21 protein-coding genes and 1 tRNA gene are annotated in these 26,004 nt (G+C 37.7%); 13 read left to right on the top strand and 9 right to left on the bottom strand.

Annotation, left to right across the window (positions count from 1 at the left end):
• Positions 1–69 precede the first annotated feature (69 nt).
• From AAGF08_RS06475 to AAGF08_RS06460, 4 genes are all read left to right on the top strand, one after another.
• The gene (locus AAGF08_RS06475; protein ID WP_343510331.1) at positions 70–987 is read left to right on the top strand and encodes a DUF5050 domain-containing protein; all 918 of its coding nucleotides are present in this window, start codon (positions 70–72) and stop codon (positions 985–987) included.
• 227 nt (positions 988–1,214) lie between these two features.
• Positions 1,215–3,110, top strand: a complete 1,896-nt coding sequence (locus AAGF08_RS06470) for a DUF3604 domain-containing protein (RefSeq protein ID WP_343510330.1) — start codon at positions 1,215–1,217, stop codon at positions 3,108–3,110.
• A gap of 4 nt (positions 3,111–3,114) precedes the next feature.
• Positions 3,115–3,999, top strand: coding sequence for a peptidylprolyl isomerase (locus AAGF08_RS06465; RefSeq protein ID WP_343510329.1), 885 nt, complete (start codon positions 3,115–3,117; stop codon positions 3,997–3,999).
• Positions 3,996–4,988, top strand: coding sequence for a HupE/UreJ family protein (locus tag AAGF08_RS06460; protein ID WP_343510328.1), 993 nt, complete (start codon positions 3,996–3,998; stop codon positions 4,986–4,988). Before AAGF08_RS06465 ends, AAGF08_RS06460 begins: the two co-directional genes overlap by 4 nt.
• Before the next feature lie 196 nt (positions 4,989–5,184).
• Here the strand turns inward: AAGF08_RS06460 and AAGF08_RS06455 are convergent, their stop codons facing one another.
• The gene (locus AAGF08_RS06455; RefSeq protein ID WP_343510327.1) at positions 5,185–6,027 is read right to left on the bottom strand and encodes a hypothetical protein; all 843 of its coding nucleotides are present in this window, start codon (positions 6,025–6,027) and stop codon (positions 5,185–5,187) included.
• Between the two features lie 320 nt (positions 6,028–6,347).
• Positions 6,348–6,420 (bottom strand) — tRNA-Met (locus tag AAGF08_RS06450).
• 305 nt (positions 6,421–6,725) lie between these two features.
• Between AAGF08_RS06450 and era the strand changes: the two genes are divergently transcribed.
• The 4 genes from era (at position 6,726) to AAGF08_RS06430 (ending at position 9,897) form a co-directional block, all read left to right on the top strand.
• Positions 6,726–7,619 (top strand): GTPase Era, encoded by an 894-nt coding sequence (gene era / locus AAGF08_RS06445; RefSeq protein ID WP_343510326.1) that lies wholly within the window; start codon positions 6,726–6,728, stop codon positions 7,617–7,619.
• Between the two features lie 2 nt (positions 7,620–7,621).
• A complete protein-coding gene (der, locus tag AAGF08_RS06440; RefSeq protein ID WP_343510325.1) occupies positions 7,622–8,935 on the top strand; it encodes a ribosome biogenesis GTPase Der in 1,314 nt (437 codons plus the stop codon).
• Between the two features lie 116 nt (positions 8,936–9,051).
• Positions 9,052–9,210 (top strand): hypothetical protein, encoded by a 159-nt coding sequence (locus AAGF08_RS06435; RefSeq protein ID WP_343510324.1) that lies wholly within the window; start codon positions 9,052–9,054, stop codon positions 9,208–9,210.
• A gap of 66 nt (positions 9,211–9,276) precedes the next feature.
• Positions 9,277–9,897, top strand: coding sequence for a SprT-like domain-containing protein (locus AAGF08_RS06430; RefSeq protein WP_343510323.1), 621 nt, complete (start codon positions 9,277–9,279; stop codon positions 9,895–9,897).
• Here AAGF08_RS06430 and scpB read toward each other — a convergent pair whose 3' ends face one another.
• The 3 genes from scpB to AAGF08_RS06415 form a co-directional block, all read right to left on the bottom strand.
• Positions 9,898–10,461, bottom strand: coding sequence for an SMC-Scp complex subunit ScpB (scpB, locus tag AAGF08_RS06425; protein WP_343510322.1), 564 nt, complete (start codon positions 10,459–10,461; stop codon positions 9,898–9,900).
• A 3-nt stretch (positions 10,462–10,464) separates the two neighbouring features.
• Positions 10,465–10,848 (bottom strand): TraR/DksA C4-type zinc finger protein, encoded by a 384-nt coding sequence (locus AAGF08_RS06420; RefSeq protein WP_343510321.1) that lies wholly within the window; start codon positions 10,846–10,848, stop codon positions 10,465–10,467.
• A gap of 494 nt (positions 10,849–11,342) precedes the next feature.
• Positions 11,343–13,862 (bottom strand): hypothetical protein, encoded by a 2,520-nt coding sequence (locus AAGF08_RS06415; RefSeq protein ID WP_343510320.1) that lies wholly within the window; start codon positions 13,860–13,862, stop codon positions 11,343–11,345.
• A gap of 177 nt (positions 13,863–14,039) precedes the next feature.
• Between AAGF08_RS06415 and AAGF08_RS06410 the strand changes: the two genes are divergently transcribed.
• The gene (locus AAGF08_RS06410) at positions 14,040–15,029 is read left to right on the top strand and encodes an aspartate-semialdehyde dehydrogenase (protein ID WP_343510319.1); all 990 of its coding nucleotides are present in this window, start codon (positions 14,040–14,042) and stop codon (positions 15,027–15,029) included.
• Positions 15,030–15,070: 41 nt separating this feature from the next.
• Entirely contained in the window at positions 15,071–16,222 is a 1,152-nt protein-coding gene (locus AAGF08_RS06405; protein ID WP_343510318.1) for a class I SAM-dependent methyltransferase, read from the top strand.
• Positions 16,223–16,327: 105 nt separating this feature from the next.
• Here the strand turns inward: AAGF08_RS06405 and AAGF08_RS06400 are convergent, their stop codons facing one another.
• From AAGF08_RS06400 to AAGF08_RS06390, 3 genes are all read right to left on the bottom strand, one after another.
• Positions 16,328–16,585: a DUF4834 family protein gene (locus tag AAGF08_RS06400; protein WP_343510317.1), complete on the bottom strand. Its 258-nt coding sequence runs from the start codon at positions 16,583–16,585 to the stop codon at positions 16,328–16,330.
• Positions 16,586–16,610: 25 nt separating this feature from the next.
• Positions 16,611–19,430 (bottom strand): carbamoyl-phosphate synthase large subunit, encoded by a 2,820-nt coding sequence (gene carB, locus AAGF08_RS06395; protein WP_343510316.1) that lies wholly within the window; start codon positions 19,428–19,430, stop codon positions 16,611–16,613.
• A 150-nt stretch (positions 19,431–19,580) separates the two neighbouring features.
• Positions 19,581–20,066, bottom strand: coding sequence for a peptide deformylase (locus AAGF08_RS06390; RefSeq protein WP_343510315.1), 486 nt, complete (start codon positions 20,064–20,066; stop codon positions 19,581–19,583).
• Positions 20,067–20,142: 76 nt separating this feature from the next.
• On the opposite strand from AAGF08_RS06390, the gene AAGF08_RS06385 reads away from it, so the two are divergent.
• On the top strand, positions 20,143–22,050 hold the full coding sequence (locus tag AAGF08_RS06385) for an ABC-F family ATP-binding cassette domain-containing protein (protein ID WP_343510314.1): 1,908 nt from the start codon (positions 20,143–20,145) through the stop codon (positions 22,048–22,050).
• A gap of 229 nt (positions 22,051–22,279) precedes the next feature.
• On the opposite strand, the gene AAGF08_RS06380 is transcribed toward AAGF08_RS06385, so the two are convergent.
• A complete protein-coding gene (locus AAGF08_RS06380; protein WP_343510313.1) occupies positions 22,280–22,996 on the bottom strand; it encodes a DNA alkylation repair protein in 717 nt (238 codons plus the stop codon).
• 389 nt (positions 22,997–23,385) lie between these two features.
• Here AAGF08_RS06380 and AAGF08_RS06375 point away from each other — a divergent pair, with 389 nt between their 5' ends.
• Positions 23,386–25,371: a sensor histidine kinase gene (locus AAGF08_RS06375; protein WP_343510312.1), complete on the top strand. Its 1,986-nt coding sequence runs from the start codon at positions 23,386–23,388 to the stop codon at positions 25,369–25,371.
• Complete coding sequence (locus AAGF08_RS06370; RefSeq protein WP_343510311.1) at positions 25,364–25,993, top strand: response regulator transcription factor; 630 nt, start codon at positions 25,364–25,366, stop codon at positions 25,991–25,993. Before AAGF08_RS06375 ends, AAGF08_RS06370 begins: the two co-directional genes overlap by 8 nt.
• Positions 25,994–26,004 lie beyond the last annotated feature (11 nt).

Here is a 26,004-nt window from a genome sequence, read left to right as displayed (position 1 = left end):
AAAAAATCATTTAATATCTTGAAAGGGTATTGGAAAAAGTCTTCCAAAAACCCGAAATTCTGCAATTCCATGAAAAGATTATTCTTAGTTTTTTTCTGTATAAGTAATGTCATACTTGCCCAAGTCCCAGAAGGCAAACAAGTCATCAGCTCACTTTACATATATGATATAAAATCCGCAAAATCTAAATTAATTTTAAAGGAAGATCGTCATTTTGAAGCACCCAACTGGTCTCCTGACGGAACCTTCCTACTAATAAACAGCAAGGGAAAACTGGAAAAAATAGGCTTGGATGGAAAAAATCTAGGAACTTTAAATACCGGCAACATCCAAAAAGCGAACAATGATCACGGGTATTCTTTTGATGGAAAAACGTTATTTATCTCCAGCGGTAAACCAGACCTACAGAGAGGAGGATCCTATATTTATAAAGTTGGATCCGAGGGCGGAAACCCTACCCTGATCACACCACTTTCCCCCTCTTACTGGCATGGAGTTTCGCCAGACGGAAAAGACATCGTTTATTGCGCGCCAAGAAATGAAAACTTCGATATATATAAAATGGATGTGAATGGAGGGGAAGAAATTAGATTGACTGCAGAAGAAGGCTTAGACGATGGACCTGAATATTCTCCTGACGGCAACTATATTTATTTCAATTCTTATCGATCAGGAATGATGCAGATTTGGAGGATGAAACCTGACGGCTCTAATCCGGAACAGATGACTTTTGATAATCATTCTAACTGGTTTGCCCATATCTCTCCAAATAATAAAGTAGCTACTATCATCACGTATATCGAAGACCAGAAAGAAGGACATCCTTTTGGGAGACAGGTAAAGCTACGCTTACTTGATCTGGAGACTAAAGATGTAAAGGATTTGACTGAAGAATTTTATGGTGGACAAGGAACTATCAATGTCCCCTCCTGGAATCCTGAGGGGACAAAATTCGCTTATGTAAGGTATGCGTTGAAGGATCTATAAGGTCAATTCAAAAGTGGAAAATTTAATCCAATCTCAACAAAAGATAGATAAGTCTACTTTCTAAGGTTTGGGCCTTTCCAGAAATTTTCATCTAGATGGAATTTTGGAAATAGAGAGCATCCAGATTTCAGCTTAAGAATATAAAAAGCAAATCATTTGGTAATGACTATGAAGTTGAAAGGAAAAAAAATTCATAACTTTAGTTTAAACATTAATCTTATAGGCTAATGAAAAAGATCATATTTACACTCTATGCTATTTCATTTTTATCATTTTTTAGTTGTACCAATAACCCCAAAAGTACAGGTGCTGAAACTGAAGGTTCTCCTTCATCAAAAGAAGATGCGATATCAGAGAACCCACTAAAAGATGTTTATTGGGGTGACACTCATAACCATACCGGAAACTCCTTTGATGTTTTTCTTTTTGGTACCCCTAACTCAACACCGGAGATTGCCTATCGTTTTGCACGGGGAGAAGAAGTGGAAAGTCCGACAACTGGCCAACCTTGGAAACTGACCAAACCATTGGATTTTTTGGTAGTTGCAGACCATGCCGAACTATTGGGTTCTATTCCATTGATGTACTCGAATACACCTGGGATAACGGACACAAAAACGGGCCAAACATTTTTGGAAATAGCACCTGACAAAAATGATGAAGCTGGATTGCAAAAAATATACGATATCCTCAATTATGCTGCATTCGATCAACCCAATGAGGCCAACCTGGGTGCGAAAGATCTGGTTCAGGATTTTGGAGGAGCAAAGGTCAAAGAAGCTTGGACAAGATATATCGAAACAGCTGAGAAATATAACGACCCTGGAAAATTCACTACACTGATCGGCTGGGAATGGACTTCCAATAACCGGGGCGCCAATTTGCACAGAGTTGTTTTTATGCCCCAAGGAGGTGACGTAGCTAAACAATTTATCCCTTACAGTTCACTTGAAAGTGATGATCCAGAAGACCTTTGGACTTGGCTTGAAGCTACAAGTCAACAGACAGGAGCTGAATTTGTTGCCATTCCACACAACCCGAATATTAGTTTGGGGTTGATGTTTGCGGAAACCAGATTGAATGGTGAGCCGATTGACAAAGACTATGCAGAAAAACGAATGAAATGGGAAAGATCAGTGGAGATTACTCAAATCAAAGGAGATTCAGAGACTCATCCGGTATTATCTCCCAATGATGAATTTGCAAACTTTGAAACATATGACTTTGCTCTAACTCCTGATGGAGATAGGCCCGCCCCTACTAGAGCAGATTATGTTCGATCAGGATTAAAACGCGGGTTGGAACTAGAGAAAAAAATAGGCACCAATCCTTATAAAGTTGGGTTTGTCGGAAGTACTGATTCACATACAGGATTATCAGCAATAGAGGAAACCAATTTTGCCGGAAAAGGTCAGCACGATGCTACCCCTGAGAAACGACCTCACCCTACAGGAATTGGTTCTTCCAAAGGTTGGGATATGGGTGCTGCAGGCTGGGTAGGTGTCTGGGCTGAAAGCAATTCCCGTCAAAGCCTAGTTGATGCATTCCAGCGTAAAGAAGTATATGCCACAACCGGCCCAAGAATTACATTACGAGTATTTGGAGGATATAATTTTAACGAAGCTGATCTGACTGGTGAAATGGTGAAAAATGGATATGAAAAAGGTGTCCCAATGGGAGGTGATCTGGCTAGCTCCCAAAAAGCTCCTGGTTTTTTGATTTCAGCAATCAAAGACCCAGATGGGGCCAATTTGGACCGAGTTCAGGTAATCAAAGGATGGGTTAAAGCGGATGGAACCTCGGAAGAGAAAGTATATGATGTAGCTTTATCTGATGACCGAACAGATGGAAAAGTTAAAGTGGGAAATACCGTTGACCTTGAAACAGGCAAATACACCAATAGCATTGGAGATCCGGAATTAAAAGTATTTTGGACTGATCCAGATTTCAACTCAGATCAAAATGCTTTTTATTATGTCAGGGTATTAGAAATCCCAACTCCTAGATATTCCTTGCTTGATGCAATTTACCTTGGCATAGATGTAAAAGAGACAGGGCATCCCGCTACTATTCAAGAAAGAGTCTATAGCTCCCCTATCTGGTACAATTCAAGTCAACAGTAAACATATGAGTAATTGGTTAAAAGAACCGCTCCTGCATTTTATTATTCTGGGGGCGGTGATTTTTTTTGTTTATGATATCACAGACGCTGGAGAGAGATCCGGTGATGATCAAATCGTCTTGAACGATGAAACTCTTACACATATCAGCGCTCTTTGGGAGTTGCAGTGGAAACGAAAGCCAACTTATGAGGAACTGGAAGGTCTGATATCTGATTATGTGGAACAAGAGATTCTATACCGGGAGGCACTCCGCATGAATCTTGATCATAATGATGAAATAGTAAAGCGCAGGCTATCACAAAAGATGGAGTTTATGGCCAGCGATCTCACCAAATTAATTGCACCAGCAACAGACGAGGCTTTACAAAAATACTTGGAAGAACATCCTGAGAAATTCTTTTCTCCCCCAAAGTATTCTTTCCACCTACTCACCTTTACTTCTTCAAACCATGACAATCCCAAAGATTTTTCCCAAAGCCTGCTTCGGGATGCCGACCCATCTAATTTAGAGGCACTTTTGAAAAAGGGTGATATTACACAAATACCAACCAAGTTTGATGAGGCTTCGAAACAAAAAGTAGATCGAGAACTAGGCATTGAGTTTCACTCTTCCATGAATGAGCTTCCTATCAACCAATGGGTAGGACCCATTCTTTCTGGGTATGGAGAACATCTTCTATTTATCACTGATAAAACAGAAGGCTATCTACCTGAATTAGCTGAGATCAGAGATGAAGTGCAGCGAGATTTTGAGTATGATATGGAACAAAAAAGTAAAGAGGTTATATACCAGGAAATAAAAAAGAATTATGAGATCGTCATTAATTCTGAATCATTGGATGAAGATCAAATAGGAAAACTTTCCTCACTACTAAAAGTCACGGAATGAAAAGATACTTATTCATAGGTCTCTTGTTTTTCATCCTTGGCTTTTCAACTGATTCTTGGGCTCATGAAATTCGTCCAGCCTATCTTCAGATCAAACAAATCTCTGAAAATTCGTACCAGGTACTCTGGAAAGTTCCTCGCAAAGGAGATATGGTCATTAGCCTCCAGCCTATTTTTTCTGAAAATTTCACTTTGACGGAAGCTTCTGAAAGAACGATGTCTACAGATGCCCTTGTCTTTCATTTCAATCTGGAAGGTTCAAGTCGATTACCGGGTTCCCAATTGACCATCAACAATCTAGAAAAGACGATGGTCGATGTATTGGTGAATATAGAATACCTAAACGGTGAAAAAATCACCTTAATGCTTAAGCCAGATCAACCACAAATACTTTTGCCGGGAAAGACAAGTAAATGGGGTGTGGTGAAAACCTATTCAATTTTAGGGATTGAGCATATTTTATTTGGCTTTGACCATTTGTTGTTTGTATTGGCCTTATTGATTATTTCTGTCGGCTTCAAAAAACTTTTAAAAACAGTTACTGCTTTCACTATAGCACATAGTATTACTCTCAGTTTTTCAGTATTGGGAATAGCTAACTTACCCGGACCTCCAGTAGAAGCTGTTATTGCTTTGAGCATTGTGTTCTTGGCCATGGAAATTATCAAGCTTGAAAGGGGAACACCAACTCTTACCAGTAAAAAACCATGGCTGGTAGCATTCTCATTTGGCCTTCTTCATGGTTTTGGATTTGCTGGAGCTCTTTCTGATATCGGTTTACCGCAAACTGAAATTCCTCTAGCTTTAGCATTCTTTAATATCGGAGTCGAGCTGGGACAGATTATTTTTGTTATTGTTGCCAGTGGAGCGATGAGTTTATTAGCAATAAAAAAAGACTGGTCGCTTGCGGTAAAACAAATTCCAGCCTATACATTAGGATCAATCGCTGCTTTTTGGACCATTGAGCGAATAGTTGGATTTTGGTTTTGAGCTAATTGAATTCGGATTTTTAAAAGCTCTCACGGAGTTTCCAACCGATGAATAAAAGCCCACTAAAAACATCGCATTCGTTGGGAATATCTAGATTTCTTTACAAAACCCCTTAAAAAATTGGCTCAAGTACTTACTCAAACTGATTTTGAAATTTTTGATCTAGACCAACAAAATCCCCAAGCAATAACGCATGTTACTGTGCAAATCGCTGAAAAAATTCTGACGTATCCTTGATTTCTCCCAAGCCCAAAATGTAACATACCTCACTCAGATCCGAGAAGTCCAGGCCATTTTCAGCGACAGCAGCATTGTTATACCGGCCGTGCACCCCATTATATCGTAAACCTATTTGAACAGCGAGTTGCCAGACTTCCTTTTGTTTTGGATTACTAATTTCTTCTTTCCATTGGTCATAACCAGGAGTTCTGAATCCTGGGGTACCATTGCCTACCGCATTGCCATCGGGAATTTTGTGGTAGTCTATGGTAGATTTGACAAATGCCAGACTTTCTTCAGAAGTTACTTCCTCGTTCCAATCACTATGCTGAACAATGTGGACACGATCAGAAAGTTTTACCCCAGGTAGGTTGTCTTGAAGATTTCGAATCAACAAAGCTGAAAAATCGGATTGTCCTGCCTCTGCAATCCAAACATCCCCTCCAGATTTTAAAGTGTTCTTCGCTCTTTTTGAAACTTGTACCAATGCTTTTGCCCTGTCAGTGTCAGCATCTACCCATTTTTTCCCAAAAGCGAGAGTCATTAGTTCGTTTGGCGGAACATAAAGGCCCTCCTGAATCCCATAGGTCCCTACGACAGGAAGAAATTGGATGCCTTTAAAATCGGGATGATCCATTAACAAATAGAGAGCTGCTGCAGTATGGACGTCGTCTACATCTGTTTTACAATCCATTTGCACAAGCAAGAGATCCGAATTTCGGTCAAATAATGGCTTAAAATCAACTTGGGCAATCCCTGAAGAAAACAAAAGGCAGCTAAATACCAAGCCTTTGAAAAATGAGATTATGTATTGTTTCATAAATTGATTTGTTTATCTCGAGTTTATAGAACCATGGTAAAATTAGCCAAAATCAAATTTAAGATTTAACCTAAAAAATCCTACATCTTAGATATTTAAGACGACACTTTCTCATTTCTTTAGCCAGCAAAATTCTTTAGGCAAATTAAAATCAACTTAATCTCAATTTTCAAAAGTGAAATTTTGAATCAATTGGGAAAGCAGTAGAAAACAACTTTAAAAAAGGAACAATTTGATTCAATAGAATTTGATTTAAACGTACAACTTGCATCAGAAATCCTAAAAACAAAAAAAAGACACTATTTCTAGTGTCCTTGTAGTAGCGGGAACAGGACTCGAACCTGTGACCTTCGGGTTATGAGCCCGACGAGCTACCAACTGCTCCATCCCGCGATATATTTTTAAAGCTTTTAGCTTTTTATTTCTTTGTTAAATCTGCTCTTGTGGCGAATTGTGATACAAAAGTAGTGGTTTAAATTTCAAATACAAAACATGATACACAAAAATATTTTAGATGAGGCATCACATTTTTTTGCTAAAAATTCTTTTCATCCAACAACTCACTCATGGACAATCAGTTCAACAAATTCAGGAAACTCTGCTCAATCAATTTAAAAACACCAAATTTTATTTTGTAGAACTTCCTGAAGCTCCTGATTTGTCTAAAAATCAAGTACCTTTGTGAAAAATTTCTCAATATGACTCAAGCCAAACACCAAGCGGGATTTGTAAACATCATCGGTAAACCAAATGTAGGAAAATCCACTTTGATGAATATCCTTGTTGGTGAGCGCCTTTCGATTATCACCTCAAAAGCACAGACCACGAGACACCGAATTCTAGGCCTGACAAATTCTGAAAATTATCAGATCGTATTTTCTGATACTCCCGGAATGCTGAAGCCTCAGTATGAGCTTCATAAAAACATGATGAGTTTTGTCAATATCTCATTAGAAGATGCTGATGTGATTTTATTTGTTACTGACCTTTATGAAACGGATGAGGAAATTGAGGAAATCATCACAAAAATTAATAATTCTGGAATCCCAGTAATCTTAGTAATCAATAAAATTGACCTTGCAAAAGAAGGACAATTAGAAACGGTTACAGAATATTGGACTTCAAGAGTAAAAGCTTCCGTAGTCATCCCAATTTCTGCCGGCGAGAAATTTAACACTGATAAAATCTTGCAGGAAATCTTGGATAGGCTTCCAGAACATCCAGCATTTTATGATAAAGAGGAACTAACCGATCGCTCCGAACGGTTCTTTGCCTCCGAGATTATCAGAGAGAAAATCTTTAACAATTACAAGAAAGAAATCCCTTATAGCTCTGAAGTTAACATTGAGGAGTTTTATGTTAAAAATAAAATAATCCGAATCCGAGCTACTATTTACGTAGAACGAGATAGCCAAAAAGGAATTATCATTGGTGATAAGGGTAAAGCAATTAAAAAAGTAGGAATAGAGGCAAGAGAAGAATTGGAAAAATTCTTTGGTAAGCAGGTATTTCTGGAAACCTTCGTCAAAGTGGAGTCTGACTGGAGAAAAAATAAATCGAAACTGAAAAAATTTGGGTACGACCCAACTTGATTATGGCAAATATTGTAGCAATTGTAGGAAGACCAAATGTTGGCAAATCTACATTATTTAATAGGCTGGTAGAGGAGAGAAAAGCGATCGAGGACAACATGAGTGGAGTGACCCGAGATCGTCATTATGGCCATGCTCAGTGGATAGGCAAGTTTTTCTCAGTCATTGATACAGGTGGTTATGTGACCGGCTCAGAAGATATTTATGAAGCAGAAATCCGGAAGCAGGTAAAATTAGCGGTAGAAGAAGCTGATGTAATTTTATTTGTAGTGGATTGCCATGACGGGTTAATAGATCTAGATATGGAGTTTGCTAATGAACTTAGAGGATCTGAGAAACCGATTTATATTGTTGCAAATAAAGCTGATAATCAAGAGCAAAGTTTTATGTCTGCTGAATTCTACTCGCTTGGAATTAGTGATTTTGAAGTATTCCCAATAGCAGCAGCTAGCGGAAGCGGTACAGGAGATCTCTTGGATAGTGTTGTGAGTCATTTTGAAGAAGATGGTGACGATGATCCAGATGCAGGAATTCCTAAGATTTCTATTCTTGGAAGACCAAACGTGGGAAAATCATCCTTTTTAAATGCACTTTTAGGAAAAGAAAGATCAATCGTAACTAATGAGGCTGGAACAACCCGTGATGCAATCCATACGAGATACAAGCTATTCGGTCAGGATTTCATCATTACAGATACCGCAGGTATTAGAAAGAAAGCCAAGGTCACTGAAGATGTTGAGTTTTATTCAGTGATGCGATCCTTAAGAACTCTTGAAGAATCTGACGTGATCATCGTCATGGTAGATGCTACTAGGGGCTTAGAGGCTCAAGATATGAATTTGATTAGCCTTGGAATTAAAAACAACAAAGGGATTATGATTATGGTCAATAAGTGGGATTTGATAGAGAAAGACCACAAGACTATGAACAAGGTAAAGGAAGATATGCTCGAGAGATTGGGTGAAAATAAGTGGATCCCAATTATTTTTACATCCGTCACAGAGAAACAACGAATTTTCCAAGCGATTGAATTAGCAGTAAAAGTTTATGAGAATAAAACCCGAAAAGTTCAGACTTCTAAACTTAATGATGTTCTACTTCCTGAAATTGAAAAATATCCCCCTCCTGCATGGAAAGGAAAGTATATTAAAATCAAATATGTGACTCAGTTACCAACGAAAAACCCTGTTTTTGCATTCTTCTGTAACCTACCACAATACATCAAATCTCCCTATACTAGATACCTTGAAAACAGACTTAGAGAGAACTTTGATTTCGACGGAGTGCCAGTAAAAATTATTTATAAAAACAAATAAAAAATATTTAAACGGTTACTTGCTTAAATTCAAAAAGTAATAATACATTTGCGGTATAATTAAGAAAATCACAACAAATGAAAAAGGTATTTGCAATTTTCGCAATCTCTAGCGTAATGTTCGCTACTTCTTGCGGTAACAAAGAAGTTAAAGAAGAGACGGTAGAGGTAACTGAAACAGTTGAAACTGTTGAGGAAGAAGTTATCATCGAAGACTCTACTTCTGACTCTACTGATGTTATCATTATCGAAGAAACAGTTGAAGAGGTTAAATAATTAACCCACTTCTCAAAAAGATCGAGTCCCGGAATTTTCGGGACTCTTTTTTTTGTACTTTTCAGCATGCTTGTTGTCTCTCATTTGGAAGTATTATTCTCCAAACACCTTCCTTCTGCAGCAATTCCTTATTGCATTTCTATCTGGAAAGATCAACCTTTTCATTTTAAAGTTACATCCAGTAGAAAAACCAAATTAGGAGATTTCAGATATCGAAAAGATCAAAAGTTTCAGACTATTACATTAAACTCAGATCTCAACCCGTACCAGTTTCTTTTAACACTCATTCATGAAGTAGCCCATTTACATGCTTTTCAAAAATTTGGATACTCTATTAACCCGCATGGAAAGGAATGGAAATCTACCTTTCAAAAGCTGATGTACCCTTTTTTAAAAGAGGACTTTTTCCCAACGGATATCTTAATCCCTCTCAAGAATCATATGCGAAGCCCAAAGGCGAGCTCGGCTGCGGATCTTTTTTTGATGAAAGAAATGAGTAAATACGATTTAAATAATAAGGCGGAAAATCAGGTCTTTCTTTCTGATCTGAAGCCTGGTAACCATTTCATTATTTCCGGAAGGAAATTTGAAAAGGCAGAAACTAGAAGAACTCGGGTTATTTGTGTGGAGGTTAAATCAGGAAAAAAATTTCTAATCGCTTTGATGGCGAAGGTTATTCCTGCCTGATTATTCCCGTTCTTCCCCAATCTGGTTATCATCAGGTTGTGAGAAATCTTTCGGTTGGGGTAAATCCTGAATTGAATTAATACCGAAATACTCCATAAATTTACTAGAGGTACCAAAAAGTAAAGGCCTACCTATCCCATCTGACTTTCCTTTTACTTCAACCAGTTCTTTATCCAAAAGCTTTTGAACAGAATAGTCTGAGTTAACCCCTCTTATTTGTTCTATATCCCCTTTGGTTACTGGCTGTTTATAGGCAATAATAGAAAGTGTTTCCAATTGTGCCGTTGAAAGCCTTTTTTGGGATTGTTGTTTAAGCAGTATGCTGATACTGGTTTGGTAGGCAGGTTTTGTAAGAAATTGAAATCCCCCTCCAAGATTTTCCAAAGCAAAAGAGAAATCATCAGAGTCGTATTTCTCCTTTAATTCCTCTATTGCTTTTTGAATATGTTCTTTCGGAACTTCTGCTTCAAACATTTCTGTAAGGCATTTACCTATCTCTTCCGTCCCTAAGGGGGATGGAGCACAAAAAATCAATGCTTCAATATGCCTGTGAAGAAATTCCAAGGATTATTTTTTTGCAAGCTTTGCCTCGATAGAATGCATTGTATGGGGTACTGCTTTTAATCTTTCCTTAGAAATCAGTTTACCTGTATCCACACAAACACCATATGTTCCGTTTTTGATTCGGATCAATGCGTTTTCAAGATTAATAATAAATTTCTGCTGTCTTGCAGCTAATTGATTCAAGCTTTCCCTCTCTAAGGTATCTGCGCCATCTTCGAGAAGTTTTGATGTGGAGGCCGTAAAATCTGTCCCACTATCATTTTTTTTGCTTAAACTCTCCTTTAATGAATGTAATTCCTCTTTTGCTATTGCTAATTTTTGAAGTATAATTTCTTCAAACTCCTTTAGCTCTCCAGGGGAGTAAGCTGTCTTGCCTTCCTGACTCATAATGCGCTCTGGTTAGATGATATAATTGGGACGTATATTTTTATTAATTGTTCCCTAAAATACATTTAGCTCGCTTAATTACAAAGGGGATTTAAAAAGGAAGAACTTGAAATCAAACAAACTTTTTTCTAAAAAATTAGCAGCCATCATAGACATTCCTCATTTTCAGTTATTTACATGTGTATTTAAAAAATCAGCCCGGTTATCGAATAAATAATTGCTCAAAAAATCATGTTCTTAAACAAAAAAAAAGCTGCTATGCAACAGCTTTTTCTTCACTTAATATCTTTTCAAGTCGTCTTTGCAATACGAGCAGATCAACATCCATCCTATATTTCATTAATAAATATTGATGGACCTCCTTGAGTGATTTATTGTCTCGAATATAAATATCTTGAAGAGCGAGTGTGATTAAGTCATTTTCCATGATTTCGGGCTTTATTCCCTTAATTTATAGATTTTTCCTGTTATCTAACAGAAAATTTTTAATTAAGTTAAAATCTGCTCGCAATTACAAGAGTCTTTTTTAGAATTTTTACTTTCCCTTGTAAATCAAACAGTTCTACTAACAATATATAATAACCAGGCCGTACTTTTCCTCCCAAATCATCAGTACCTGACCAAGTGTAAATTCCAGAGCTTCCTAAAACTGAATTCCTATCAAGAACCTCAACTAATCGCCCGTCAATATCATAAATCTCGAAAGTCCCTATCCATCCACTCTGGTTAAGTTTATAAGAAACTGTAGTGAAGGTATTTCCATTACTTCCCTCAGGATCAAAAACCTCTGGATTTATATGGATTATTTCGGTATCGAATTCCCCGTTAAAAACCTGGGAGTTTTTCCTACCCGGAGTTCCATAGTCTTCTAAACCTGAGGAAGAATGCCAATTAATTTTCAAATCTGCAGGAGATTCTGTTGATATTCTTTCTAGCGAAACTCCTTTTGGGTCTCTCAACAAAGGATGATGCATTTCTTCATCATATGAAACCCCTTCCAAAACTCCTTTATCTTGATTTAGAAGAACCACAGATCCTCCCGATATTGGATAGCTTGGAAGCGATTGCATTTGAAGAAAATTACGTGAATCAGATTTAGGGAAATCTTGTTTCAGCTTTAAAGTATCCGTTGTAATTGCCAAAAAGCTAATGGGTGGCAAGATATATCCCTCTTTTTTAATTTCCCTTTCTTGATCTGGGTTGCCGTTATCGTCAAAGTTGGCTAAACTCATTTTACCCACATCAATATAGTTGGTACTGTGATTAAAAAGCTCAACAAATTTTGGCCTTCCGGTTTTGGGATTGAAAAGGAGCTCATTGATAATTACGTCTCCTTTTTTTGATAGCGACGGAAGAATGAGTTTATGCTCTTTGAATTCAAGTTCATTGCCATAACAATCGAAGATCTCCTTGATTAAAACACGGTGCTCAATGGACTCTTCAGCGAACTTTTCGAGCCTAATAATTAGTGAAGAAGAAGTACCTCGAAACAATGTGTCAATTTCCAAACTGGGCTCAAAAACGATATTCCTTTTTTCAAAATTAAATTGAATAGGTTCTGAAAACTGGATAAAAACTGTTGTTGAATCTAGGAATGAGAGTTCAGTTACAAATGGTCGGGTTTCATCCGGACTTAAATTAAAGACCGAATTTTCTCTTCCTGGAGTACCCCTTAATGGATCAACAGAAACTTTCAAAAACCCAGATTGATCACAGGCTAAAAAAGGGTTTGTAACTTCCAGACTATATCCGGAATTCACAAATTCGCTATTGTTCCAGCTTGCCGAAGAATAAGTAAGAAAATCTATATCAATCCCATTTTGATCTTGTAATCGTAATTGATCTCCTCCGTTTAATAGTGTTGGCCATGAATCCAATGGGATAATTTTTCCAAAACCTTCCATTTGATCAGTTTGACTTCGCGGTACCAGTAGCAGATATTCCTGTGGATCAATCCACATATCTGAAAGTAAAACCTTGGATCTGGAATTAGACCAAGTCAACCCATTAGTTCGAATGGGGTAATCTGCCAAATTTAACAACTCCACATATTCTACATTTGGCAAGTCAAGGTCTGCTTTTGGAGCTGGCATGATCTCATTAATTACCAGTGTTTTCAAAGGAATAAATGTTGGATCAAAAAAATCAAAAGAGACAAGCGTATCCTTAAGAAAATTTCCTGCTAAATCTGGGATTTGTGAAACCGCCAGACTTAGAATTCCTCCATGATTCAATGGCTCTGAAAAACTCAAGGTCGCAATAGAATCCAAATTCAATACTACTGATTCCGGTTCTACCCCGTTTAGCTTATAATTCAATTGAATGATAGAGAAAACTGGATCTACTTTTTCCGAAAACTGAATTTGAATTTCATTCTCTTCAAATCCTCTTACATCGACTATTCTCGGGAGCACTGAATCTTCTTCAAAATCCCCAAATTCAAAATCATCTAGTATCCAGCGGGCACATGTTCCAGAACCTAAGCCATATTTAATTTCGAACTTCAAATAGAGCTCATCGGAACCTTCTAAAGACTCTGGAATCAATAACTGAAACAAACGGAATTGTTGATCCTCATTTTTGAATTCTACTTCTGAACCCACTATTTCTAATGATGAATATTCAGAATCAAGTTTATCAGACCAGGATGTATATACTGATGCAGCTCGATCACCACTTCCATTTTTTATAGATTTCGCCCAAAATTGGATTGAGGGTGACAGAAATTTTGCTGGATTTAGCCTTATTATAATTTCTCCATCAAAGCTCGAAATAGGCTGTACACCCAAGGCATTTGTTTGACTCAAGCCCAAACCCTTAGCTTGAAATATTCTAGAATTTGTACTTCTTACCTCATTTCCATACCAATTAGGTAAAAACTGATTAGGGAAATTTGTTGTAACAAACACTTCTTCAAAACTTTGTTTCTGCGCATGAACGAGGGTATTGGAAACCAAAAAGAAGTTTGGCAGCGTCAACAAAAAGATAAACCTTATAAAAAGTAAAGATCTCACATCAATGGATTAAAAAGTCATTGTTAAATATAAGGATGAAAACCAAATTTTTAGTAGTGATTGAATTTAATTTTAATCTTGAAATGATAAAAATTTTAGGATATTATCCTGTAAATGAATCCTTAGCCCTTACTTTTGTGCTTCCAAAACAAAAACAACCTATTAAAAACCAATCTGATGAAATTAGCAGTGGTAGGAGCTACCGGTTTGGTCGGCTCCGAAATCCTAGAAGTGCTTGATGAGCACAACTTTCCTTTTGATGAACTTCTATTAGTAGCGTCTGAGCGATCTGTGGGAAAAAAGATCGAGTATAAGGGTAAACAGTACACTGTGATTGGGCTTGCTGAGGCTGTTTCTTTAAAACCTGAAATTGCAATTTTCTCCGCAGGAGGTGGTACTTCCCTAGAATGGGCTCCTAAATTCGCTGAAGTAGGAACTGTTGTAGTAGATAATTCCTCTGCGTGGAGAATGGACCCAAGCAAGAAATTAGTAGTTCCTGAAATCAATGCGAAAGAAATAACTCCAAAAGATAAAATCATCGCGAACCCTAATTGCTCAACCATACAAATGGTTTTAGCATTAGAGCCTTTGCGTCAGCGCTATGGTATCAAGCGAATTGTGGTTTCAACCTACCAATCCGTGACGGGTACAGGAAAAGCTGCAGTAGATCAAATGATGGCCGAACGTGCCGGAGAAACTCCAGAAATGGTTTATCCCCATAAAATTGATATGAATGTACTTCCTCATATCGATGTCTTTCAACCTAATGGCTACACCAAGGAGGAAATGAAGATGATCAATGAGACGAAGAAAATTTTCTCAGATGATACCATCAAGTTAACCGCAACCACTGTGAGAATCCCAACCATGGGAGGCCACTCTGAAGCTGTAAATGTGGAGTTCAAAGAGGATTTTGATTTAGATGAAGTAAGAAAACTTCTTTCCGAGACTCCCGGTGTGATCATTCAGGATGATCCTGCAAATTTTATCTACCCAATGCCAATTAATGCCCATAAAAAGGATGAGGTGTTTGTGGGTAGATTAAGACGTGATGAATCTCAGGAAAACACCTTGAACATGTGGATCGTAGCTGATAACCTAAGAAAAGGTGCTGCAACCAATGCTGTTCAAATTGCTGAGTATTTAATGGAACATAAGCTCGTTTAATGAACTGGGAGCACTTCCATAGTTCCAATTTTCAAATATTTGTGCAGGATCATCTAAAGGAAGATCCTGCACTTTTACTTTTAAAGTATGGAGGAAAAGTTTCATTTGATCTAAAGGAGGCAGTCCAGCAAATTTCAGCCAGACAAAAGGCAGCTAAAAAACTTCCTTCCTGGACCTCAAATTCTCAACTGGTATTTCCAGCATCTATTTCTTTAGAGCAAAGCTCATCCGAGCAAACCGCCGAATTCAAAGCAAGAAACAGAAAAGGAAATCTAATGATTGACCTTACTGGTGGTTTTGGTGTCGATAGTTACTACCTCAGCAAAGGTTTTGAAAAAGCCATCTATTGTGAACAACACCAAGAACTCGCAGAGATAGCAAAGCATAACCTAGAGATATTAGCCCCAAGGAAATTCGAAATCGTACCAGGTGATGGGTTAGCCTATTTATCTCAGTCAGACCTCCACTTTGAATTGATCTATGCCGATCCAGCCAGAAGAGGAAAGGGGGATCAAAAACTATACAAACTTCAGGATTGCGAGCCTGATGTGGTCAGTTCTTGGGAAATGATGAAGAGCAAAGCTGACTCGATTTTGCTGAAGGTATCGCCCATGCTCGATATTTCTCAAGCAATTTCTGAGATACCTGACATCCAACAAGTGCAGGTGATTTCTGTCAAGAATGAAGTAAAAGAATTGCTCTTACATTGGAAAAAGGAAAAGACAAACTCTCCTTTCATTATCGAGGCTATTGACATTGGCCTGAAAGAAAACCATTTTTCATTCGATCCAAAGGAGGAAGAAAGTATTCAATCTAAGTTTGAAGAGGTTTCTAATTATTTGATCGAACCATTTTCAGCGATTTTAAAAGCAGGGGCGTTTAAGACCTTTGGAGAGCGTTTTGGCCTCAGCAAGTTGGATCCAAATAGTCATATTTATACATCCTCAGAAATTCCTCAGGAATTGCCTGGAAGAGTATTTCAGGTAATGAGGGAAGTTCAGCCAAAGAAGACTGAAATCAAAAAATTATTTCCTTCGGGAAAAGTGAACGTAATCACACGAAATTATGCCAGCGGATCTGAAGTACTAAAGAAAAAGCTTGGTCTAAAAGACGGTGGAGAGGACTTTTTAATAGGAACTAAAACCCAAAGTGGTTTTAAAGTTTTTTGGTGTAAGCTTGCTAAGATAGAATAAGAAGCTTGTGATTGGCATAGGGATTTCAAATCCTCAATAACTCTTTGGATTACGAACTTTGCGAAACCTTTGTACAATTTGTGTTTAAAACAAAAAAGTGAAGGATTACTCCTTCACTTCTTCGTAGTCGACGTAATCGCCGCCTTTTATATCTTTCTGTCTTTTCTCTTTAAACTGTTTTGGAACATAATCCACCACCACATCCCCTTTTGGTCTAGAGGCATGAGCTTGTGCTCTCTGCTCCTCTTTGGCTGCTTCATTTACCTTTTGGGCAAATTTTGCCAATTTCGTTCGAAGAAAATATCGGATCAGCTGGCCTAATAGCCATCCGACCCCAAGAACTATGACAAGAAATTTTATCAAAACTTATAAATTTTTTTAATCAGGATTATCTGCTCAAATACAAGTTACGCTCAGAGTAGATTTTCAAGAAATAGTCATCCATTAGGTCTTCGATGAAATAAATCGCTTCCCCGGTAGACTTCATTTCCGGTCCCAATTCTTTGTTGACATTCGGGAATTTATGGAAGGAGAAAACTGGCTCCTTGATAGCATAACCCTTTTTATACGGTTTGAATTCAAAGTCAGTCACTTTTTTCTCTCCCAGCATCACCTGTACGGCATAATTTACATAAGGTTCACGATAAGCCTTACATATAAATGGAACGGTTCTGGACGCTCTTGGGTTAGCTTCAATAATGTAAACTTTATCATTTTTAATTGCAAACTGAATATTAATCAGACCCACAGTTTTCAGTGCTAAAGCAATTTTTTCAGTATAGGTTTCTATCTGACGGATCACCAAATCCCCCAAGTTGTATGGAGGAAGTACGGCATAAGAGTCTCCAGAGTGAATGCCTGCTGGCTCAATATGCTGCATTATTCCGATGATATATACATTCTCTCCGTCACAGATCGCATCGGCCTCTGCTTCAATTGCCCCTTCCAGGAAATGATCTAGAAGAATCTCATTATTAGGAATATCCCTCAAGACATTTACTACATGTTCTTCTAGTTCTTTCTCGTTGATCACAATCTTCATTCCTTGTCCACCCAATACGTAAGAAGGTCTTACTAATAATGGGAAGCCAATGGTTTTGCAAAGCTCAAGTGCTTCATCCGTATTATGAACAGTTCCAAATTCAGGATAAGGAACATCATTTTCTTTTAACAAAGTTGAGAAACGACCTCTGTCTTCTGCTAAATCCAATGCTTCAAAACTAGTACCTATAATTTTGACACCGTATTTTTCTAGCTTCTCGGCAAGTTTCAACGCAGTTTGTCCACCCAACTGAACGATAACTCCCTCTGGTTTTTCATGAAGGATGATTTCATATATATGCTCCCAGAATACCGGTTCGAAGTATAGCTTATCTGCAATATCAAAGTCTGTGGAAACAGTCTCCGGGTTACAGTTGATCATTATGGTTTCATAACCGCATTCTTTTGCTGCCAAAACCCCATGAACACAGGAATAATCAAATTCGATTCCTTGACCAACTCGGTTTGGACCTGAACCTAGAACCACTACTTTTTTGCGATCAGTTTTGATCGATTCATTCTCCTCTCCAAAAGTAGAGTAGTAATAGGGAGTTTGAGCTTCAAATTCAGCAGCACAGGTATCAACTTGCTTATAAACACGTTTGATACCCATTTCATCATATCTCTTGTTGAAAACTTCACTTTCAAGACAGCCAAACAAATGAGCCAATTGTCGATCAGCATATCCTCGTTTTTTAGCCATTTCCATAATTTCAAATGGAATGGTTTCTAACGTGTATTTGTCGATCTCATTTTCGAGATGAATCAGCTCTTCAATTTGTCTTAAGAACCACTTGTCTATTTTCGTCAAGTCATAAATAGTCCTGAAAGATATTCCAAGTTTAAATGCATCATAGATATGGAATAATCTATTCCAGCTTGGGTTTGCCAAAGAATACAGGATCTTCTCTTGATCCTTTAATTCTTTACCATCAGCTCCTAGACCATTTCTTTTTATTTCAAGCGATTGGCATGCCTTCTGAAGCGCTTCCTGGAAGTTTCTTCCAATTCCCATGACCTCACCAACTGCTTTCATAGAAAGACCCAATCTTCTATCAGAACCTTTGAACTTATCAAAGTTCCAACGTGGTACTTTCACGATCACGTAATCGATAGCCGGTTCAAAAAACGCAGAGGTTGTACCGGTTATAGAGTTAGGAAGTTCATCCAGATTGTATCCGATTGCCAATTTGGCTGCTACTTTAGCAATAGGGTAGCCTGTAGCTTTTGAAGCCAAAGCTGAGGAACGAGATACTCTAGGATTAATTTCAATACCAATGATCGTTTCGTTATCTGGACTTACAGAAAACTGAACATTACAACCTCCGGCAAAATTACCGATACTGTTCATCATCAATATCGCATAGTTTCTCATTCGTTGATACACCGTATCTGGAAGAGTCATTGCAGGAGCTACAGTGATAGAGTCTCCTGTATGAACTCCCATGGGATCAAAGTTTTCGATAGAACAGATTACAATCATGTTCCCGATATTATCTCGCATGACTTCCAATTCGTATTCCTTCCACCCTAGAATACTTTGCTCAATTAACACTTCGTGAACTGGTGATGCTTGAAGACCGGCACTGAGGTGCTTTTCAAATTCTTCAGCTGTTTCCACAAAAGAACCCCCAGCCCCACCTAGAGTATAAGAAGCTCTAATGATTAAGGGAAAACCTATCTCCTGCGCTATTTCTTTTCCTTGAAGAAAAGAAGTAGCTGTTTTTCCTTTACAAACTCCGACACCGATTTTTTCCATCAGTGCTTTAAATTTTTCCCTGTTCTCGGCAGTATCGATCGCATCAATATCTACACCGATCATTTTGGTATTGAATTTCTTCCAAATACCAGCATTCTCGCAATCTATCGCTAGGTTTAATGCTGTCTGCCCCCCCATGGTAGGAAGTACTGCGTCGATATCCGGATGTTCTTTGAGAATCTTGATTATTGACTTTTTCTCCAGTGGAAGCAAATACACATTATCTGCTGTCACCGGATCAGTCATGATGGTGGCAGGGTTTGAGTTGATCAGCGTTACAGTGATACCTTCTTCACGAAGGGATCTTGCTGCTTGAGAACCTGCATAATCAAATTCACAAGCTTGGCCGATGACGATTGGTCCAGAACCGATGATGAGTATGTGCTTTATGCTACTATCTTTTGGCATTACAAGAGGGGAATAGAAAGATGAAATTACTTACGTCCAAATTGGGGCAAAATTAGAAAAAAATCCCGAAGGGGAAGGGTAAATTTTAATTAATCTGGTAAAGTATTGACAATTCCTGAACTAGGACACTAAGAGAAAAACGAATATAAGCTATTCCTTCCAGCTGAAACTTTTCTGATCAATCGCCCTCATAGTGCAAAGAACACCATTAAGATGATCATATTCATGCTGAATCAATTCTGAAATTGCTCCCGAAACTTCCCATTCCTGATGCTTCCAATTTTCATCTTTGTAGATCAAAGTCAATGATTGATGCCTTTTTACTTTTACCAAAAGATTAGGGAAACTCATACAATCATCCCACAACTCAAACATCTCCTCACTCTGATTTTTTAGTTCTGGATTAAGGATTACATAGGGTTTATCCAGATTCAGGTAAAACATCCGTTTCAAAATTCCCAACTGAGGAGCAGCGATTCCTCTTCCAAAACCATAGACTTTTCTAATATCTTCCATGGCCTCGTGTAGCTGCTGAGTCCAAATCGGTACTTGGTCCAAATCTGTTTCTAAAACAGGCTCACAAACTTCGTAAAGTCTGGGGTCACCTAGTTTGAGGATGTCGTGGATGGTTTTCATAATTTGAAAATAGCCTTTCTACTGAAACTTAGGAAGTCATAACTATACTCCATTTGCTTTTCCTTACTTTTGCGGCATGAATTACCTTTCGGTCGAAAACCTCAGTAAAGCTTTCGGAGAACGCAAGCTTTTTTCCAATATCTCTTTTGGCATTTCCCAAGGCCAGAAAATCGCTTTAGTCGGTATCAATGGAGCCGGCAAATCTACCTTGATGAAAATAATCATGGGATTGGAAATACCTGATACTGGAAAAGTTGGAATCAACCAACAGGTGAAAGTAGCCTATGTGCATCAAAACCCGGTTTTTGAAGGTGACATGACCATTTACCAAACTATCTTTGACCAAAGTAATTCTGAAGTTCTGAATGTTATCGAGGAATATCACAAAGCCATGTTAGAAGCAGAGCGGGGTATTGATAATTCCGAAAAGATGACAGTACTTTTTGAAAAAATGGATGCCTTTCAGGCTTGGGACTTTGAATATCAGGTAAAGGAGGTCTTGGGAAAACTAGGGCTTCATAATACTGAGATCCCGGTAGGCACGCTTTCCGGTGGCCAGCGTAAGCGGGTGGCATTAGCAAAAGCCATTTTGGAAAAACCCGATTTATTACTTCTCGATGAACCCACCAATCATTTGGATTTGGAAACCATCGAATGGCTAGAAGACTATCTGGCAAAGGCCAACCTGGCCCTTTTTATGGTAACTCACGACCGGTATTTCTTAGAGAAAGTGACCAATGAGATTTTGGAACTGGATCAGGGTAAAGTACATCGCTACATGGGTAACTATGGCTATTTCTTGGATAAGAAAGCTGAGCGAATGGAGATTGAGGATATTGAATTAGAGAAAGCAAAAAGTCTTTACAAGAAAGAACTCGATTGGATCCGTCGCCAACCAAAAGCAAGAAGCACCAAAGCAAAATACCGTGTAGATGCTTTCGAAGAAACCAAAGAAAAGGCCTCTCAAAAACGTGAGGAGCGTGATATCCAATTGACAGTAACCACGCAGCGTCTTGGGAAAAAGATCATCGAGATTGAAAAGATCCACAAATCTTTCGGCGATAAAGCTATCGTCAATGACTTCTCATACACTTTTAGAAAGAAAGACAGAATCGGAATTGTAGGCCCAAATGGAGCTGGAAAGACTACTTTCTTGAATATGATTACTGGACAGCTGGCTCCAGATGCTGGAAAAATATCTATTGGCCAGACTACTGCTTTTGGCTACTACAAACAGGAAGAAAGCAGTTTTGATGAGGAAAAGAGACTGATAGACATCGTCAAAGACGTAGCAGAAGTTGTGAACATAGCAGGAGGAGCAACCATCACGGTTTCCCAGTTTTTGACTCAGTTTGGTTTTCCTCCTAAGCAGCAACATACTCCAATCGCCAAACTCAGCGGTGGGGAAAGAAGAAGACTTCAATTGCTGATGGTTTTGATCAAGAATCCTAATTTCCTGATTCTAGATGAACCTACAAATGATCTGGATTTGATGACCTTAAATACCTTAGAGGAATTTTTAGATTCATTCCCGGGCTGCTTGATCATTGTTTCTCACGATCGATATTTCATGGATAGACTTGTAGAGCATTTGTTTGTTTTCGAGGGTGAGGGTGAGATTAAGGACTTCCCAGGAAATTACAGTGAATTCAGGGAATGGGAAAAGGAACAAAGTACAAAGTATCAAGTACCAAGTACCAAGACTTCCGAGACAAAAAGGGATCAAGAAGAAACGAAAGTCGAAAACCCTTCTACCACAGCTATAAAGGCAAGTTATAAGCAAAAGCAGGAATTCAAGGAGGTAAATGCTTCGATCGCTAAACTTGAAAAAGAGAAAGCAAGCATCACGGATAAAATCTCTGCAGGAATCGAAGATCATGAAGAATTGATCAAACAATCCAATCGTATTGCAGAGATCGATGCAAACCTGGAAGAACTAGAAATGGTTTGGTTAGAACTAAGTGAGTTGGATGGAATAGAGTAAGCCTACGGCAAGATATGCCTTTGGCGAGATAGGATTCTCGAGATAGATTCCCTATTCTTTAATCTGCGTAGCTATCTTATTCAATATCTGATCGAAGAGCTATCTTTTTAAAATATAAAATAATAAAGATATGCCTTCGGCGAGATAGGCTTCGATCCCGTTCTGCTGTCTGTACGCTCTGCCTGACTACTATTTCAGCTTTCTGAATTCATACTTCTGATTCTAAATTTCAAATCCTTCCTTTCAAAAAATCTTGTCTTACCTCCTCATCAAATTTTTCGATCGCATAACGTAAGGCGGTTCGAGGCATTTGATGATAGTGCTTTTTCAAAAACTCGTATTCAACTTCATAATTTCTATTCCCTATTTCACGAAGCATCCATCCAACGGCTTTGTGTATCAAGTCGTGAGGATGATCCAAAAATCTTTCAGCTAAGGCCAAAGCATCCTTAAACTCATCCCTCTTAATCCAGTAGTATGTGCTCACCATGGCTACACGCTGACTCCAAAGATGATCTTTCGCTGCCAATTCATAAAAAAGTGATTTGTCTCGACTTAAATAATAATGACCCAAAATATGATGACAAGAGCTATCCACCAGATCCCAATTATTCACACACGGAAGATGGTCCAAGTAAAAGTCAACCAATTTCTTCCGGTCTTCATCTAATTTCAGTTTTTCATAGAGATAGACCAAAATCATCACCCCAGTCAACCTCACTTCGTGGTATTCATCCTGCATCAGGATTCCTATTTCTTTTAAGCTGATTTCCTTGAATACCGACTTGGCTATTTTCCTTTGCTCAGGAACTTTCACTCCAAGAAATTTATCTCCCTCACCATATTCACCTCGTCCGGCTTTAAAGAATCTAGGAAAAAAAGCAGCTTTTTCTGGAATTGACTTATCCTTCAAAGCAGCTTTGATTTGTTCAACAAGTAATGTCATTCCTAAAATTAGGAGTAATTTCTAAAAATCATCACCCACATCATCTCCGCCTTCCCTTCTGCTTCTTTCTGCACCTTTCTCTTAAACCCTCCGAATCTATATGTAAAGAAAAGTGTACCAATTCTAGATTCTCGCCGGAATTCCCTGTACTGAATAAATCTTTAAAAGAATAATTTTAATAATCAGGTCTTTATGTTAAAATCACAACTTTATAAACTTGGTTGGATAGTCGTTTATTTTGATATCAATTATTTCTTGTTGACTGGAAATTATTCTAGGTGAAACAATCAATTCTCTTTTGAGTGGAACAAAAACTTGCTAAAAAAATAAATCCAGGCTTTCAAGAGATGATTCCAAAAAGTAATTGACCGAAATAAGTATCTTTAAAAATGAATCGAATTCAATTTTTCATAGGCATATTGATATGCTTTCTAATCCCCATTTACAGTGCACTTCCCCAAAATAATTTCTCAGAAGACTCCAAACTTTTAGAATTAATCGAACAGTATGAAGCTGTAGACACTACAGGTTCCTTTCAAGATTCACTATTAAGAGAAATTATTTTCCAAGCAGAAAGAGAAGAAGATTTTGAAGAAATGACTGCAAGGTCCATCGAGGCTTTCAGAAAAAATAATTCTGAAATATTTTCCTACTCAGAAAAGAAAAATTTACTTAAAAACGCACTTAAATATGAGGATAAATTGATAGAATCTTCAATTCGTGGGGAATTACATTTAAAGATGGCCGGGGCTTATTTTAACCTAGAGCAGTTTGATTCGGCTATCATGGAATACACACGTGCGATTGAAATATTTGAGCCAAAAGATTCCATATTGATTGCAGACACTTACTTTTTTAGAGGACAGGGTAAAGATTATATCGGAGATATGATTGGTAGCATGAAAGATTATCAAACTGCAATAAATATTTATGAATCTCTTGGCGACGAAGAATATGTGGGATATGTGTATGGAGGAATGGCCATATTATTCAGTAAATATGAAATATTTAATGAGGCTGAGAAAATAAGAAACATCCTTATTGCCAAAGACGAAGCCGAAGGAAACGATAGTGACCTCGCTATACAACTTTACAATCAAGCAGAAGATTATAGCAAACAAAGTCGTTTTGAAGATCAGCTCAGGTATCTTCAAAGGGCGAACTCATTGACACCTTTTAAAGAAAGAAATTATTATGCGGAAGCCATGATCAAGCTTGCGCTAAGTAACTATTATGGTGAACAGGGATTGGTAGAATCGCAAAGAAAATACTTTCTAGAAGCAGAGAATCTAGCCAAAAATAACCCGGAAATAGAAACTACAAGTCCTACCTACTTACACGCAAACGCCTTGATGGCAAAAAATTCGGGGGATTTGAATCTTGTCATTCAATTAGCAAATGAGTCACTAGGGGCAGCAATCGCGTCAAAAAACATGGATCATTTAATTAAGGCTTATACTATTTTATCTGAGACGTATTCAAAGCTGAACAACCCAAAAAAAGCCCTTGAAGCAATCAATAGTTTAAACTTTTATAAAGATTCTCTTTTCACAGTTAATAGAACTTCGACCTTTTCATACTATCAGACATTATATGAAACAGAAAAAAAGGAACGGGAATTGTTAGTTAAGACGGGTGAAATTGAGAATATAAAGACCACAAATAAGGCTCGCCTTCGTTCTGTAGGAATAGGAGTTTTCTTTCTTATTGCTGTGAGTATATCATTATTTCTATGGAAAAATTTACAACATCAGAAGAAACAAAAAGAGCTTCAATCCAAATTTTCTCAAGAATTGCTTAAAAATCAAGAAGACGAACGAATCAGAATTTCCAAGGATTTACATGATGGATTAGGTCAAAGTCTACTTCTGATCAAAAATAAAGTTGCTTTAACCAAAGATAATGATGCTGGAGAAATGCTTGATACCGCTATCAGTGAACTTCGTGCCATTGCAAGGTCTCTCCACCCTATGCAATTAGAGAAATTAGGCTTAAGTAAAGCAGTCGAACATTTATTGGGACAAATTGATAATGAAACTGACATATTTGTTTCTTCTGAGATAGAAGATTTAAAAGGTACTCTAGATAAGAAATCAGAATTACAACTGTACAGAATTCTTCAAGAATCGATTAATAATGTACTGAAACATTCAGAGGCAAGTGCGTTGAGGGTTACCTTCCAAAAAATTGAAGAAAGGATTGAGTTAAAAATTGAAGACAATGGAAAAGGATTTGATTTTTCAGAAAAGTTAAATGACTTTCAAAGTCTAGGACTCAAAACATTAAAAGAAAGGATTTCTTCTATAGACGGAAGCATGAAGGTAATCAGTCAAAAAGGGAACGGAACAAGCTTAATTTTCATCACCTATGTCTAAACCTACAGTAATCATTGCAGATGATCATCCCCTCTTATTAAAAGGATTGAAAGATTTTCTGACAGAAAATGAAATTGATGTAGTGGCAACTGCCCAAGATGGAAAAGAGGCTTTGAACAAAATTACAGAATTTCGTCCTCAATTAGCCATTTTGGATTTGGAAATGCCCTATCTAACAGGTTTAGAAATAGCCTCTGAATGTAAAAATCAAAAGATACAGACTAAGATAATTTTACTAACCTTACACAAGGAGCTTTATCTATATCACCAAGCGAAAGAATTAAATTTATCTGGATATATCCTCAAAGAGTTCGCTTTGGGTGAACTATCAAGCGCAATTGAAACAGTGTTAAAGGGAGAGAATTTTTTCAGTGAAAAAATCTTTGAAAACAAAGAATCCAATAATTTAAACTCAGATCAAACCCAACTTACTCCCTCTGAGAAAAAAATCCTTCGGTTAATAGCAGAAGGTCTTTCTACAAAAAAAATTGCAGAGAAGTTATTTATTGCGGAAAGAACCGTAGATAAACACAGAAGTAATATGATTTCCAAATTAAAACTGGAAAAAAAACACAATTCTTTACTTTTGTGGGCTCAAAAGAACCGGGAAATAATTAATTAAAAATCCATTTT

Origin of the sequence: Algoriphagus sp. SE2, from assembly GCF_039563885.1 — a bacterium.
Taxonomy (GTDB): Bacteria; Bacteroidota; Bacteroidia; order Cytophagales; family Cyclobacteriaceae; genus Algoriphagus.
This window is presented reverse-complemented; position numbering and strand designations above follow the sequence as displayed.